This is a genomic window from Priestia sp. ST2, assembly GCF_055810735.1.
This window is the reverse complement of sequence record NZ_JBVVNT010000002.1, coordinates 696,175-711,235: the sequence shown is the minus strand read 5'-3', so window position 1 is coordinate 711,235 and position 15,061 is coordinate 696,175. Positions and strand designations below refer to the sequence as shown.

The following is a 15,061-nucleotide window of genomic DNA, read 5'->3' as shown; positions in this document are numbered from 1 at the left end:
AAAAAGCAGCTCGGTTCGTATGAGCTGCTTTTTTGTCTTATGAAACGCTAACAGGTTTTAAGATAAATTCTTCCACAACTTTTGCCACGCCGTCGTTCATGTTTGTATCTGTTACATGGTTGGCTTTTTCTTTAATATCTTCAGGAGCATTTCCCATTGCTACGCCAAGTCCTGCAAATTCAATCATGGCAAGATCATTATAACTGTCGCCAATGGCAATCACTTCATCGCGTGTAATGCCAAGCTGTTGAATTAATAAGTGGAGACTTGTCCCTTTTGTGACGCCTTCTTCTGTAAATTCAAGGAAGTATGGTTTAGAGCGCATTACGCTTAGCTCTCCTTGAAGCTGCTTTTGAAGTTTCTTTTCAACGTGAACCAGCATTTCCGGTTCTGCAAGCATGAGTACTTTTACAACAGGTTCTGTAACGGCATCAGTAAAAGATGAAACAACACGGATCGGCAGACCTGTAATGTCACTTTCAATATCCGTAAATTTATTTTCTACTTCGGTTATAATTTCATCTCCCACGTATGTATGAATTAAAACGCCTTCTTCGCGGCTAATATCGTCGAGACGTGCAACAGTTCTCGGAGACAATGTACTGCTAAATAGCTCTTCATTTGTTAGGCAATTAATGATTTTTGCCCCATTAAACGATAAAATAAAGCTTCCGTACTTTTCTAATTCGAGCTCTTTCGCAATGTGAACCATTCCGTAAGTTGGTCGTCCAGAAGCAAGTACAACTTTCACTCCCGATTCTTGCGCCTTCATTAATGCTTCTTTTGTGCGCGGAGAAATAGTGTGATCATCGCATAATAGTGTATCATCCAAATCTAAAACAATCATTTTGTAAGGCATATTTTTAAATTCCCTTCTTCTACTAGACTCATATCTTCATATGGTACTATAAAAAAACGTTTGATTCAATTTAATGATTTTTTGAAAAAATGAGAGGTATGCGTATACTTTGTTTGAACTCCTCGGAAGTAGATAAAACAATGAAAAACACGAACCAATAATCGATAATTTTGATTATTGGTTCGTGTTTTGTTTCTGCTAAAATACTTTTATCTCAGCTTCTGGATTAGTAAGCAGCTAGAGTTTGATTAATTTTCTGCACATCTCCTTCATTGAATGCTTCTTTTAAGAGCGTATAAGATTGCTTTTTTTGTTCGAAATTCTGAATAGCGGTAAGTATGATAAATTCATCAATAGAAAATTCCTGTTTCAAAGCTTGAAGCTTTTGACGAATGGTTTCTTTTGTACCGTATATAACGTTTGCTTCTTTTTCTTCAATTCGATAGCTTTCTTTGGACTGCTGACCAAATTCTTCAGCTTTTTCTTTGGACCCTAATGTAGCGGACTTCCCATTTTGTAAGTATACTTTAAATATTTTTGTGCTGGATGCTAATGCTTTTGCTTCTTCTAAGGTATCCGCTACGATGACGGAAAGGGCAACGACAAGCGAGCGTGCGCGAGATGAAACGTGCTGATTATAGACAGAAATCGCTTCTTCCAGCACTTTTTGATCGCCATTAATAAATTGAGCAAATACATAAGGAAGGTTTAATGAACCCGCAAGCTCTGCGCTTGAAGCACTTGCTCCCAGTAAAAATATATCTGCCGATTTTTCGGGCCTTGGATAGGCTTTTAAACCGTAAAGAGGGTGATCTTCCGGCAGCGTATTGTTTAGGTATTGTTTAAGTTCTATCAGTTTGTCTGTTAAGGACTTAGTGGGCTGAGAGTTTTGTTGCAAGGCTTGAGTAGAATGAGGTAGTCCTCCTGGTGCTCTACCGATTCCAAGATCGATGCGATTTGGAGATAATGAGGCTAAAACATTAAAATTTTCTGCTACTTTATAAGGGCTGTAGTGCTGAAGCATAACACCACCTGAGCCGATACGGATATGATGCGTTTTAGCGAGCAGGTGAGAAATTAACACTTCAGGTGATGATCCTACAACATGTGCAGAGTCATGATGCTCCGCTACCCAAAAGCGGTGGTAGCCAAGTTCTTCTGCTAGCTGAGCTAATTGTATAGTATGCTGAAATGCATCTTCAGCACGCTCACCTTCACAACGTGGGCTTTGATCTAAAATACTTAATTTCACTGAAAACACTCCTTAAAGTTGATAAAAAAGGTAAGAATAATTGGGATTAATTTTAGCAAAGGATTTTCCAGATGAAAAGAGTTTTTTTAAAGAAAAATATTTTTTGAAAAATAAGTTGACTTTGCCATTTTGAGGCTATATAGTTGAATCATCAAACAGAAAAGCCGATAAAACAACTTGGGTAAATAAGAATTAAGTGAGTATGTTTCAAAGACACTTCACTTCATTCTCCGGTTTTATCAAAGAAACAACAATTAAAGCTGATTGGTCTACCAAAGGCTCCTGAGGAAACTCCAGGAGCCTTTTTGCTATAAAAAGGAGGGGAAGAAAGTGAGCGATGTATGTATTTTATATAACGGAAGCTCTCATAATTATCAACAAATAGCCTTAGTGAAAGATGAGCTAGAAGCTTGCTTAACCTCAAAAGGAGTGCATGCAGAAACTATTTTGTATCATGATGTACACGCTTTGAAGCAGGAAGCGCAGAAGGAAGTAAAGGGATTTATTTCAAAATTGAACCAAGCTAAAAGTATTATCGTTCTGTTATCTGGAGTAAATGAAATATACGTACAGTCTTTTGACCGGCTAACAAAAATATTGCCAAAAGATTTATTGCATGAAAAAATACTTCTGCCAATTCTTATTGGTGAAAATGTGAATTCTTTACTAAAAGCTAAGTATGATTTAAAACTTTTAGCGTCTTTTTTAGGTAGGCCTTATTGGCTCAGCACTCTTTTTCTGCTGCATGAATACGTCTCTTTTACAGGCATCAACAATGCGAATGCCAAAAGTCGTTTAAAGGAAGCTGTGGATGAGCTGATTTATAAAGCCGATCTATCTCTTCAAACATTTATAAAATGAGGTGAAGAAAATGAGTGAATTATTTCGATTAGCAACCGTAGAAGATGCTGAAGAACTGTTGAATTTAACACTTCGAGCATACGAGCCGATTCGAGAGCTAGGAATTAAGTTTCCAGCCGCAACGGCAACGATTGAACTTGTAAAAGAAAACATTCAAAACAGCCGTTGCTACGTGCTGGAAAGTGATAAAAAAATCGTAGCTACGATTACAGCAAGAACGTATAAAGAAATAACGAACTGGCCTTTCTTATGGTGGTTTGCCGTAGATCCTTTGGTTAAAAAGAAAGGAGTAGGTTCTAAACTCTTAACATGGGTTGAAGAAACAATTATTCGGGATCAATTGGGGGAACCTGCCGTTACATTGGCTACTTCTGATCGACATCCGTGGTTGATTCCTATGTATGAAAGGAAAGGGTATGAACGTTTTTTTGAAGTCGATCAAGGAGAAGAAGGAAAAGGTGTATTCTTAAGAAAAATCTTACATCCTGAAAGATACGAGTTAGAAAAGCACAAGGAGTTACAAAAAGCTAATTAATCATTTAAAAGAAAAGAGGAAAAACCATGTCAGCAAAGATTTTATTATGGAATCGAAAAGGTTGTCATCATTGCGAGGAACTAAAAGCATATTTTCATGAGAAAGGATATCAATATGAAAGTATCGATGTAGAAGGAAAAGATTATTTGCGGGATTTACTTGAAATTAAATACGGTATTCGCCATGTACCGGTCGTTGAAATTGGAGACGAGGGGCAGTTTAAAGGAGTAATTGAAAAAGATTATGAACAAATAGAAAAATTGATTGAAGACTATTCACCAATTGTTAAATAGCTGGAACATCTATTTTATTCATTCATTAAAACAATAAATTATTTTGAGACATAGTGAGGGACAAAACACATGAAAAAACTACAGCTGACAGCTATCTTTTTATCACTTCTTTTATTACTAGCCGCTTGCGGAACACCAAATAAAGAAACAGCGGCTAACGCAAGCAAAGACAAAGTACAAAAAATTATTGTAGGAACAGGTACGCAATTTCCGAACATTTGCTTTCTTGACGATAAAGGAAATCTAACAGGGTATGACGTAGAACTTGTTAAAGAAATAGACAAACGTCTTCCAAACTATAAGTTCGAATTTAAGACAATGGATTTTTCTAATTTACTTTTGAGCTTAGAATCGAACAAAATTGATTTAGTAGCCCATCAGATGGAAGTAAATGAAGAGAGAAAACAAAAGTTCCTTTTTAACAAAGAACCTTATAATATCTTTCCGCTACATGTAGTTGTAAACGAAAAAAATACGTCTATTAAATCAATTAAAGATTTGAGCGGTAAAAAGGTAATTGTAGGAGCAACGAGTAATTCTGCTAACTTAATCGATAAGTATAACAAAGAACATGGAAATAAAATTAATATCGTCTATTCGGGCCAAGGATCTGATGATACAAAAACGCAGCTGAAAACAGGGCGTGCGGATGCCACGATTAGTACGCCGTTTGCAGTTGACTTTGTCAATAAACAAGCGGACGCAGAGCAAAAAGTTGTAGGGCCTGCTATTTCAAATTCAAAAGTATATTTTATGCTTCGCAAAGATGAAACAGGTTTACAAAAAGATGTGGATAAAGCGCTAAAAGAAATAAAAGAAGACGGAACATTGACAAAATTAAGTAAAAAATGGCTGGGAGAAGATTATACAAAAGCAGCTGGAAATAACTAAAGCACTTACTGTGACCCAAGCCTTGAACTTGGGTCCTTTCGCTACCTGTAGAGGGAAACAAAGGAGAGAAAAAGATGGGAAAAGCATTTGATATAGAGCTGATTTTCACCTCTATTCCTCAATTATTATCTTATTTGCATATTACAATTTGGATTTTGATTGCTTCACTTGTGATTGGCAGTACCTTGGGATTGTTTATTGCCCTGCCTCGTATTTATAAAGTACCGGTGTTAAGCCAAATAGCAGCAGTTTATATTTCTTTTATGAGGGGAACCCCTATTTTAATTCAATTATTTTTAGTTTTTTACGGGATACCTGCCCTTTTACAATTGATTCATATTGACGTTTCAAGAATGGCTCCGCTTGTATTTGTTATTATCACGTATTCACTGAGCACGGCGGCGTCTTTTTCTGAAATGATGCGCGGTGCCATTAATAGTGTAGATAAAGGGCAAACCGAAGCAGCTTATAGTATAGGAATGAGCGGAAAACAAACGTTCACTCGAATTGTGCTGCCGCAAGCTCTCGTTGTAGCCTTTCCTAACTTTGGAAATCTTGTGATTGGGTCCTTAAAAGATACATCTTTAGCCTTTACCATTGGTGTGATGGATATGATGGGAAGAGGAGATACCATTATCGCTGCAACGGCTCATGCAGTGGAGGTATATATCGCACTTGCCATTATTTATTATTTGGTGGCGATTATATTAGAGAAATTTTTTGTGAAATCAGAACAGAAGCTGCAAAAACATGATCAGCCTGTTCATGTATAAAACGAGCTTACTAAAAGGGGTGTAAACATGATTATTGATGTACCATTTATATGGACAGCATTTGTAGAAATTTTAAAGGCATTACCTTTAACACTCCTTATTACCACCGGTCCGTTACTAGGCGGGTTGCTTATTGGTATTGCTGTTGCGGCTGTGAGAATCAATTCAGTAAAAATAATAACGCCAATTGCCAACGTATACGTATCATTTTTCCGAGGAACGCCTGCTATTCTTCATATTATGGTTATTTACCTAGGCTTCCCGCTATTTATTAATAAACTATCGAGTTACTATGGATGGGGCTTCAATGCAAACAGCATTCCTATTGTCGTATTTGTATTAATCGCTTTGTCTTTTACAGCGGGAGCTTATATGTCAGAGATTATTCGCTCTGGTTTGTTAGCTGTAGAAAAAGGACAAATTGAGGCCGCGTATGCCATTGGGATGAATCGTTTTCAATCAATGAAACGAATTGTTTTTCCACAGGCGTTTGCTTTGTCTTTACCGAATTTATGTAATATTTTCATCGGCTTTTTGCATACGTCTTCTATCGCATTCATCGTATCGCAAAAAGAGCTAAACGGTGCTGCTAATATCGTAGCTTCCAATAATCTCAAGTTTTTAGAAGCCTATATTGCTGCTGCTCTTATTTATTGGATGCTGACGATGTTAATAGAGGGGATAACAGCGCTGCTTGAACGAAAATTAACGGTTTATAATCGAGGAGGAGTTGTATGATTGCATTAACAAATATAAAAAAAACATTTGGTGATAATACAGTATTGGACGGTATTGATTTAATTGTTAAAAAAGGCGACGTTGTGACCATTTTAGGACCGAGTGGTTCTGGAAAGACTACGTTTTTACGCTGCATTAATTTCTTAGAAAAAGCAGATGAAGGAGAAGTTTCGATTGATCAATTTACGGTTCAGTGCCAAAAGCCAAACCGCAAAGACATTTTAACTCTTCGACAAAAAACAACGATGGTTTTTCAGCAATACAATTTGTTCAAACATAAAACCGTTATTGAAAATATTATGGAGGGGCTAGTTATTGTTCAAAAGCTGCCAAAGGAAGAAGCGAAACAACGCAGTTTAGACGTCCTTGAAAAAGTGGGGCTTGCTGAAAAAGCAAATGCTTATCCAAGTCAGTTATCAGGAGGTCAACAGCAGCGAGTGGGCATTGCTAGAGCGCTTGCTTTAAATCCTGAAGTCATTTTATTTGATGAGCCGACGTCTGCTTTGGACCCTGAACTGGTGGGTGAAGTACTGTCTGTTATTCGTAAAATTGCTGAAGAAGGAATTACAATGATCATTGTTACGCACGAAATGAGTTTTGCCCGTGAAGTTTCTAATCACGTGGTATTTATGGACGGAGGAAAGATTGTCGAACAAGGTCATCCTGAAGACATATTTTTAAATCCAAAAGAAGATCGAACAAAGCAATTTTTCAAGCGTATTAACCCAACGCATTCTCCTTACTCTTATATTTATGAAAAAACAATCTAATATTTTAACCGAAAACCAACTTGACTCATAGGAATAATAAGTATATGATGAAATCATCAAATTAAACAAACCGACTAGATCACTAGAGGTTCTTTGCACAATGTGTGACATTGTGCAAAGAACCTTTTATTTTTTACTAGACTTAAGGGAAGAAGGGTGAACGTAGTGAATAGAGGAGCATTAAAAGCTAAAACAAGTAAAAAACTTATTATAAAAGGGCAGGTTGTACCTGGAAGGCAGCAAGGAAGACACTTAGGGTTTCCAACAGCTAATATAGATACTCAGCATGAGGAATTAAAAAATGGCGTGTATGGTGTCCTCGTTCATCTGCGGGGACTTGAACATATAGGAGTTATGAATGTAGGAGTTAAGCCGACATTTGGATCGGAACTATCTAAAACATTTGAGGTTCATATTCTGGATTTTAACGACGTTATTTATGGAGAGACAGTTCAATGCGACGTGATCTTTCGGGTGAGAGGAGAGAAAAAATTCCCTTCTATTGAATTTTTAAAGCATCAAATTAAAGCTGATACGCTACAAGCAAAGGAAAGATTTCAACATATGGGCTATGTATCTAGTGAAGCTACAGCTTCCAAGCTAGGGCAAGCGAGATATTTAAATCTGCCTGATCTCCAGTTTTTTAATTGGTGCCACAGTCAATTCAGAGTCAATAAAGGGATTTACAATACAATTGATCAATGGTTTTATGACGAAGGAATTGAAAATATTCATCCTAGAAGAGTTCACGTTATCGCTTTTTTGCAATTTGCACAAGAAGGAAATGGAAGAAAGACAGAAAAAGAAGGAGTCCTTCGCTTTGGAGCAGGCGGTTTAACCAATCAATTACGAGAATTTATGAATGGGTATGAAAAAGGAGAATGGTAATATGACACATCAAAGACAATTAAAGCTAGGGGCTATTATTCATGGAGTCGGAGGTAATATGGGGGCGTGGAGACATTCTGAAATTTTGTCAGATGCCAGCGTTAATTTCGGTTTTTACAAGCAGCAGGCTCAAAAAGCGGAAGAAGGAAAATTTGATTTAGTGTTCATTGCCGATGGGTTATATATCAATGAAAAATCGCTTCCGCATTTTTTGAATCGTTTTGAACCTCTTACTATTCTATCAGCACTTGCTTCTGTCACTTCTCATATTGGTTTAGTCGGCACTCTATCGACTTCGTATAGCGAGCCGTTTACGGTGGCTAGACAATTCGCTTCACTTGATCATATTAGCAGCGGCCGAGCGGGATGGAATGTTGTAACATCTCCATTAGAAGGATCTGCGCTTAACTATGGAAAAGAGCACCCCACTCATGACAAACGCTATAGAATAGCTGAAGAGTTTCTAGAAGTAACAAAGGGATTATGGGATTCTTGGGAAGATGATGCATTTATTCGAAATAAAGAAACCGGACAATTTTTTGAGGAGAAAAAGCTGCACCGATTGCATCATAAAGGCGAATTTTTCTCTGTAGAAGGTCCGTTAAACATTGGGCGCTCAGCTCAGGGGCAGCCCGTAGTGTTTCAAGCAGGATCTTCTGAAAGCGGAAAAGATTTAGCAGCAAAAACGGCTGACGCAGTGTTTACGGGACAAGACAATTTAGAAGAAGCAAAAGCTTTTTACCAAGATGTAAAATTGAGAGCTGCAGCGCAAGGACGCAATGAAAACGAACTTTTAATTTTTCCGGGAATTGGTCCTATAATTGGTAGTACAAACGAAGAAGCCGAAAGAAAATATGAAGAACTTTCTCAATTGGTGACAATTGAACATGCGCTAAACTACTTAGGACGCTTTTTCGATCATTTTGATTTTTCACAGTTTCCATTAGATGATGCATTTCCTGACTTGGGGGATATAGGGAATAATAGTTTCCGCAGTACAACCGACAAAATTAAAGAAAACGCCAAAAAATATAAGTGGACACTGCGAGAAGCAGCGCTGCGAATTGCTACACCTAAAACACAATTTATTGGGACGCCAGAGCATATCGCTAATTTGATGGAACAGTGGTTCGAAGAAAAAGGAGCTGACGGCTTTATTATTCATTCAAGCGTTCCGCATGGCTTAGATGACTTTGTTGAACATGTTGTACCGATACTGCAAGAAAGAGGCCTGTATCGTACAGAATACGAAGGGAGTACGTTAAGAAGTAACTTGCAGTTGAATGTTCCTAAAAATCGCTACACACAGGTAAAAGTTAACTGAAGTGGATTCAAAGAGACTCGAAGGAGTCTCTTTTTTAATATTTTTAATATTAAAAATATGGTAAAATTCTTTTTGTAGGTTATTCGTTTCAGTTCATAAGGCCTAAAGGGTTTTGAATACCCGGAAAGGAGTCAAATGGAAAAAAGACATAAAAGTAAGAAGAAGCGTATGATCATTTCGGTATCTTTATCCGTTTTTTTAGTCGGGGGAGGAGCGACAGGATGGATATTGTACCAAAACGGAAAAATTCCTTTTTTATCACAGCAAAGTATAAAGGCAAGTGCCATTAAAGTGGATCAACAAAAAGTTGATAAGCTGGAAAGCAGCGATCAGCAGGCAAAAGACTTTATTGCTGAACATCATGACGTACTAAATGATTTGACGGGGTGGAGTGCCATTGAGCATCCAGACTGGCCTGCCGTACAAGAAGAAGCCACAGCCATTAATAATACAATTGGCACGATTGAAGTAAAAGATTCTGTTTTAAAGAAAGACTTTCAGCATATGGAGAAGCTCGCTGGACAGCTAGAGCAGACGAAAGATCAAGCACTGTTAAAAAAGCTTCATCGTTATTTTCATGACTTAGATGTTGTGATCAATGAAGACGATGGATCAAATACATATTTTGATGTTACCAGCTATGGTAAATCAGTTGTAAAGACTTCTAAATGAGTCATAGTAAAAAGCTTTATACATAAAAGTAGTTTTATATAACAAACGTCTTCGCTTATTCATGCATATGCTACGGATAAGGAGGAGACAGGTTATATGAAAAAAATTTATTTAGATGCAGGTCACGGAGGGGTAGATCTAGGGGCTGTCGCCAGCGGGTTATATGAAAAAGACTTAGTGTTAGCTGTTCAACAGTACATCATCTCTTTTCTTTCTACTCACTATGAAGGATTTTCTCTTTGTACAACGCGTACAACCGATGTGTTTTTGTCATTAAATGAACGGGTCAACAAAGCCAATGCGTGGGGTGCTGATGTATACTTATCTATTCATATAAATTTAGGCGGCGAAACGGGATATGAAGATTTTATTTATAGCAAAAATATAAATAACCAAACCATTGTGTTACGAAACGATATTCACGATCATGTGAAATTTGTTCTCACTAAATACAATCACTTTAACCGAGGCAGGAAATTGGCTAATCATAGTGTGTTAAGACGTTCCTATATGCCGTCTGTACTAACTGAAATCGGGTTTATTGATACAGAACACGATGCAAAGCTCTTAAAAAACCCTCAATTTCTAAAAGATATGGGGGTGGCATATGCACAAGGGATTGCGCAGTTTTTAAACTTGGAGTCTAAATCTACAAATTCTGTGGGAGATTCTGACGAGGAAGGTTTTCTAAAGCCTACTTTTTTATATAAACCTTTATGGATAAAAACAACCGAGGATACGGAGACGTATAAGGATGCAAATATGTCAGAGAGAACAGGTTATTTAAAAAAGAATACCTTCTTTCAAGTTTATGGTGAAACACGTGCAGCCTGGGTGATGGATGGACAACATTTTATTGAAAAAAAAGATACAATCATTGAAGGAGAAACCATCACAACTGCGGAATTAACAAAAGAGAATATGGAAACATTAAAAGTGTTTGTGACAAAAGAGAAATTAGAAACAGCCGTAACCTTTTCCAAAGAAGGAGCCGCGGCAGCCATCATTACCCTTCGCGATAAAAAAATACTGAATGTAAAAGCATTTTTAGATAGAGAAAATTGGTGGTACAAAGCTGAACGGATAAAAAAATAGTGAAAAAACCTGCTTGTTTTTTGAAGCTTTCACCCTAGTAATTTTACTTATTTTTGATAGAATATAAAGAGCTGAATCGTAAAGATGCATAAAGGTGTGATGGAAATGGAAGAGCAACAAGAAGCGATTGATTTAACAAAAATATATGTATATGAGGAGTTTCCGGATAAAGTTGCAGGCAGATGCGATAACTGTGGACATGTGAAATTTAAAAGCTTAGTAAAAGACTTTATTTTTATCCGTACATGCGCAAAGTGCGGCATGAAAAAAAGCATTTAAATCCCTACTTCTTTATAAAAAACGCTCTTTTCTGAAATGAAAAGAGCGTTTTTTCTCTATTTAACGTATAAATGATCGCTAAGCTGCTCTGAAATAGTCTCTACATCTTCTTGTACATGTTTTTGTTTTTTCATCATTTCTAGTAGGATTTCTTCAAGATTCTGTGAATGGTTTTGCTTATCTTTTGGCTTATGTAAGTACTTTGCAATTTGATGCATATTATTGCTTAGCCGGCTTAGTTCAGACTCAATCTTTCGCAGGTTAACCAATAGTTCCACACCTGCTTCTTTGCCGATTAAAGGAGGCTTAACTTTTCCATCCATAATAAATTTTCGAATGAGAGACGTTCGTTTTAAATTATAGTGTTCAATAAGTTCCTCTAATTTTTCTTTTTCTTCTTCATTCAACTTAATTGCTGGAATGCTGTGTCCTCTCATAAGGTATCTCCTTTCAAGAGCAGTTCTTGCTGCGTTCAATCATATGTAAACATTCTCTTGTCTTTAATAATAGCAACCTTTTCCATGGTTAACTATGGTGAAAAGTTACTAAAATGTCGAACGTACAGTCTGTTAAAAAACTGGTAAATTAAGAAATTTGGTTTAGTAATAGTTGAATTATAGAAGGAATGTCATTATCTACAATATTGCTACTTTATTAAAAAGGCAGCAAAAGGGATGAATGGACCGCTGTTGTACTCAACCATTTTTGAGAGCGCAGCTTTAAAGAAGAGGGATGATTTTTATGATTTTTTCCTCATACCACATCTTTCCTCCTAGTAACTCTGTCGAATCTTCTAGACTATTGTCTCAAGGGAATAGAAAGAAAGAAGACGAAATGGTTGAGAACGAGGTAAAGTCATATTATGTCTTTATTGACCTCATTTACATACTTTACGGGGGAGGAATACGTTTGAAACTAAAAAAAAGATTAAAACTAAATAAGATAGGGGTAGCCATGCTTACGGCTGGTGTCATATGTACAGCTTATATGCCCCTTCATACGCTGCAAAAGCCTGTAGTCGCTTTGGCGGCAGAGAATCAGTCAGATTCTTTAGAGCGAGCATTTGCACAAGCATCTAAAGAATTTGGTGTGCCAGCTTCGCTTTTAAAAGCAATTTCCTACAACAAGTCGCGCTGGGAAAGTCATAATGGAAAACCTAGTGCAGCCGGGGGATACGGTCTTATGCATTTAACAGACATCCCTTCTTTAGAAGATGGAAAAGGAAACGGAGCTGTGCCTTCAAAACCAGCATATGATAAACAGCAAACTCTCTCCTTAGCTGCTAAGCTGCTTAACTCAGATAAAGAAAGATTAAAAAAAGATCCTGTGCAAAATATTCGCGGTGGCGCTGCTGTGCTGGCTTTTATCGCAAAAGACAAAAATGGAAACATACCGTCCACTGATCAAAAATGGTACGATGCAGTCGCCGCTTACAGTGCTTCTCAGGATAAGGAAAACGCTCAAGTATTTGCCGATGATGTATATGAAACGTTGGAAAAAGGAGCAGAGCATACAACATCAGACGGACAGCATCTTAAAATTTCCCCTCAAAATATAGATATGTCGATTCCTCGTGCTGAAAATTCCAATACGAATAAAGCGGATTGTCCGGCATCTTTAAAATGTGAATACATCCCTGCATTTTACGGGAAATTCAGCGAAAGTGCTTCAGATTACGGAAACTATGATATTGCAAACCGTCAAAAATCAGATGTTCGCTATATTGTTATTCATGATACAGAAGTAAGTTATGATGGAACGATTGATTTGTTTGCTAACCCTAATAGAGCCGCTGCAAACTATGTAATCCGTTCAAGTGATGGTCACATCGCACAGATGATCCATAACAAAGACGTAGCATGGCATGCAGGAAACTGGTATTTTAATACACACAGTATTGGAATTGAACATGAAGGATTCGCCCTTGAAGGATCTACTTGGTTTACGGAAGAAATGTATCGTTCTTCGGCAAGACTCGTACGCCACCTTGCCAAAGAATATAATATTCCATTAGACCGAGCTCATATTATTGGTCATGATGAGGTGCCGGGTTTGTCTCCTAAGGCTCAATCAGGTATGCATTCAGATCCCGGGCCGTTTTGGGATTGGGGGCACTACATGGATTTAGTAGGAAGCCCAGTCGAGCGCCAGCATACAAACAAACTAGCCGTTACGATTAATCCAGTCTTTCAAAACAATCAGCCAGAAGTATCAGATGCACCAAAGCAGCCGGCCAACTTTGTGTATTTGCATCAAGCTCCCAGCAATGATTCACCGCTGCTGAATGAGCCTGCAGCTTCAGGGCCTGGAACGAAACAAACGTTAGACTGGGGAAGCAAAGCAGTAACTGGACAAACGTATGCAGTAGCTGAGACAAAAGGAGAATGGACAGCGATTTGGTACGGAGGACAAAAAGCCTGGTTTTATAATCCACATAATAAAAATACAAGTGAAGGTACAGGGATATTATTAACGCCAAAACCAGGGAAAGAAAGCATTCAAGTGTACGGAGGAGCTTTCCCGGAGGCCTCAGCCTATCCTTCTGATATACCAGTTAAAGCTATGGTGCCACTTCAGTATAAAATTTCTCCAGAGCAGGTGTACGTGGGGGTAGAGAAAGTAAGGAGTGACTATTACTATGCCCCAACTTTTACAACAAACCCAAACGATCACAAAATGATTGTTGGAAAAGACGAATATTATCAAATTTATTTTAATCACCGCTATGCGTTTGTGAAAGCGTCAGATGTAGAGGTTAAAAGACAATAGAATAGAGTGTTAAAAGAAAAGAAAGAGACAGGGTGTTTAAATGGTATGTCTCTTTCTTTTTTTAAAAACCACAAAAATTCAGAAGGTTATTGATGATGTTTTCTTATAATGATTTTCTAGCTTATTATCTTTTTACAAAAGGAAGGAATGTCCCGTGATTATAATTAAGCCTCTAAGCCAGTGTTCTTTTTCTGATGCATTACAAGCATTCAATAAGGGTTTTGAAGATTATTATCTTCCGATTGAGCTGTCACTAGATCAATTCACTTGTAGGTTTGGTTTTGATCAGCTATCTGTCGACCATTCTTTTATGGCTTTTTATAATAATACACCAGCTGGAATTATGTTAAATGGAATAAAAAAGGTCAAGGGAAAAAAACATGCTTGGAATGGAGGTACAAGCGTAGCCTTATCTTACCGGAAAATAGGAATTGGAGAAGCCTTACTAAAAGCTACACTTGAGAGATACCAGCAGCAAGGAGTAATGGAAGCCAGTCTGGAAGCATTTAAAGTGAATGAAAAAGCCATTCACCTTTATCAGAAATATGGATATGAGATTGTAGATACCCTTTTATTTCTAAAGCATAGAGGTAGTTTTCACGCTTCTTTACTTAAAAAGAAGAATCAGCTTACGTATTCGTTAAAGCGAAGGCTTGCAAAAGATATTCAGAACCTCCCCTTTTATACATACGATGTTCCGTGGAAAAATCAATTTGACTGTATTCGTGATGGAGAATCGTTTATTGCGTTGAATGAAAGAAACGAAGAAGTTGGCTATCTGTTATTTCAAAGGAATTTTTCTTCCATAGGCATCGTGAATTCGGTTACTTTTTATCAAGGAAGCGTTAAGGAACATATCTCAAATTCAGAGGACGTTCTGGGCTTTTTATTAGCAACTATTTTTAATATGTATGGACCAATTGCTTACAATACATATAATGTACCTGAAAAAAGAAATAGCTTACTCGTGAAAATGTTAAAATCATTTGGTTTTCAAGATTTATATACAGATGAAGGAATCAAACTTGAGCAGGTGTTTATGAAAAAACAGCTTTAAAAAGC

At 37.3% G+C, this 15,061-nt stretch carries 17 protein-coding genes; 14 read left to right on the top strand and 3 right to left on the bottom strand.

Going from position 1 to position 15,061, the window contains the following annotated elements:
• Window positions 1-37: 37 nt before the first annotated feature.
• Window positions 38-859 carry a Cof-type HAD-IIB family hydrolase gene (locus AC0KUU_RS10085; protein ID WP_013082899.1) on the bottom strand — a complete coding sequence of 274 codons (822 nt, stop codon included), beginning with the start codon at window positions 857-859 and terminating at the stop codon, window positions 38-40.
• A gap of 226 nt (window positions 860-1,085) precedes the next feature.
• On the bottom strand, window positions 1,086-2,111 hold the full coding sequence (locus AC0KUU_RS10080) for an LLM class flavin-dependent oxidoreductase (protein WP_162214116.1): 1,026 nt from the start codon (window positions 2,109-2,111) through the stop codon (window positions 1,086-1,088).
• A 330-nt stretch (window positions 2,112-2,441) separates the two neighbouring features.
• On the opposite strand from AC0KUU_RS10080, the gene AC0KUU_RS10075 reads away from it, so the two are divergent.
• The 12 genes from AC0KUU_RS10075 to AC0KUU_RS10020 all read left to right on the top strand — a co-directional run bounded on the left by AC0KUU_RS10075 (window position 2,442) and on the right by AC0KUU_RS10020 (window position 11,230).
• Entirely contained in the window at window positions 2,442-2,972 is a 531-nt protein-coding gene (locus tag AC0KUU_RS10075; RefSeq protein ID WP_162214117.1) for a hypothetical protein, read from the top strand.
• Window positions 2,973-2,982: 10 nt separating this feature from the next.
• Window positions 2,983-3,507, top strand: a complete 525-nt coding sequence (locus AC0KUU_RS10070; protein WP_013056766.1) for a GNAT family N-acetyltransferase — start codon at window positions 2,983-2,985, stop codon at window positions 3,505-3,507.
• Between the two features lie 26 nt (window positions 3,508-3,533).
• Window positions 3,534-3,800, top strand: coding sequence for a glutaredoxin family protein (locus AC0KUU_RS10065; RefSeq protein ID WP_043982088.1), 267 nt, complete (start codon window positions 3,534-3,536; stop codon window positions 3,798-3,800).
• Between the two features lie 69 nt (window positions 3,801-3,869).
• Window positions 3,870-4,691: an amino acid ABC transporter substrate-binding protein gene (locus tag AC0KUU_RS10060; protein WP_043982089.1), complete on the top strand. Its 822-nt coding sequence runs from the start codon at window positions 3,870-3,872 to the stop codon at window positions 4,689-4,691.
• Window positions 4,692-4,765: 74 nt separating this feature from the next.
• Window positions 4,766-5,464 (top strand): amino acid ABC transporter permease, encoded by a 699-nt coding sequence (locus AC0KUU_RS10055; RefSeq protein WP_016763882.1) that lies wholly within the window; start codon window positions 4,766-4,768, stop codon window positions 5,462-5,464.
• Window positions 5,465-5,491: 27 nt separating this feature from the next.
• On the top strand, window positions 5,492-6,202 hold the full coding sequence (locus tag AC0KUU_RS10050) for an amino acid ABC transporter permease (protein WP_025752085.1): 711 nt from the start codon (window positions 5,492-5,494) through the stop codon (window positions 6,200-6,202).
• Window positions 6,199-6,972, top strand: coding sequence for an amino acid ABC transporter ATP-binding protein (locus tag AC0KUU_RS10045; protein WP_025752086.1), 774 nt, complete (start codon window positions 6,199-6,201; stop codon window positions 6,970-6,972). The genes AC0KUU_RS10050 and AC0KUU_RS10045 overlap by 4 nt, the downstream gene beginning before the upstream one ends.
• Before the next feature lie 156 nt (window positions 6,973-7,128).
• A complete protein-coding gene (locus tag AC0KUU_RS10040; RefSeq protein ID WP_237074847.1) occupies window positions 7,129-7,860 on the top strand; it encodes a riboflavin kinase in 732 nt (243 codons plus the stop codon).
• 1 nt (window position 7,861) lies between these two features.
• On the top strand, window positions 7,862-9,184 hold the full coding sequence (locus tag AC0KUU_RS10035) for an LLM class flavin-dependent oxidoreductase (RefSeq protein WP_043982094.1): 1,323 nt from the start codon (window positions 7,862-7,864) through the stop codon (window positions 9,182-9,184).
• Window positions 9,185-9,319: 135 nt separating this feature from the next.
• Complete coding sequence (locus AC0KUU_RS10030; RefSeq protein ID WP_043982096.1) at window positions 9,320-9,856, top strand: hypothetical protein; 537 nt, start codon at window positions 9,320-9,322, stop codon at window positions 9,854-9,856.
• A 96-nt stretch (window positions 9,857-9,952) separates the two neighbouring features.
• Window positions 9,953-10,951, top strand: a complete 999-nt coding sequence (locus AC0KUU_RS10025; protein ID WP_322551979.1) for an N-acetylmuramoyl-L-alanine amidase family protein — start codon at window positions 9,953-9,955, stop codon at window positions 10,949-10,951.
• 84 nt (window positions 10,952-11,035) lie between these two features.
• Complete coding sequence (locus tag AC0KUU_RS10020) at window positions 11,036-11,230, top strand: DUF8096 family protein (RefSeq protein WP_043982100.1); 195 nt, start codon at window positions 11,036-11,038, stop codon at window positions 11,228-11,230.
• Between the two features lie 56 nt (window positions 11,231-11,286).
• On the opposite strand, the gene AC0KUU_RS10015 is transcribed toward AC0KUU_RS10020, so the two are convergent.
• Entirely contained in the window at window positions 11,287-11,667 is a 381-nt protein-coding gene (locus AC0KUU_RS10015; protein WP_013056777.1) for a plasmid mobilization protein, read from the bottom strand.
• A 472-nt stretch (window positions 11,668-12,139) separates the two neighbouring features.
• Between AC0KUU_RS10015 and AC0KUU_RS10010 the strand changes: the two genes are divergently transcribed.
• Window positions 12,140-13,999 carry an N-acetylmuramoyl-L-alanine amidase gene (locus AC0KUU_RS10010; protein WP_162214120.1) on the top strand — a complete coding sequence of 620 codons (1,860 nt, stop codon included), beginning with the start codon at window positions 12,140-12,142 and terminating at the stop codon, window positions 13,997-13,999.
• Between the two features lie 154 nt (window positions 14,000-14,153).
• The gene (locus tag AC0KUU_RS10005; RefSeq protein ID WP_322551980.1) at window positions 14,154-15,056 is read left to right on the top strand and encodes a GNAT family N-acetyltransferase; all 903 of its coding nucleotides are present in this window, start codon (window positions 14,154-14,156) and stop codon (window positions 15,054-15,056) included.
• Window positions 15,057-15,061: the final 5 nt, after the last annotated feature.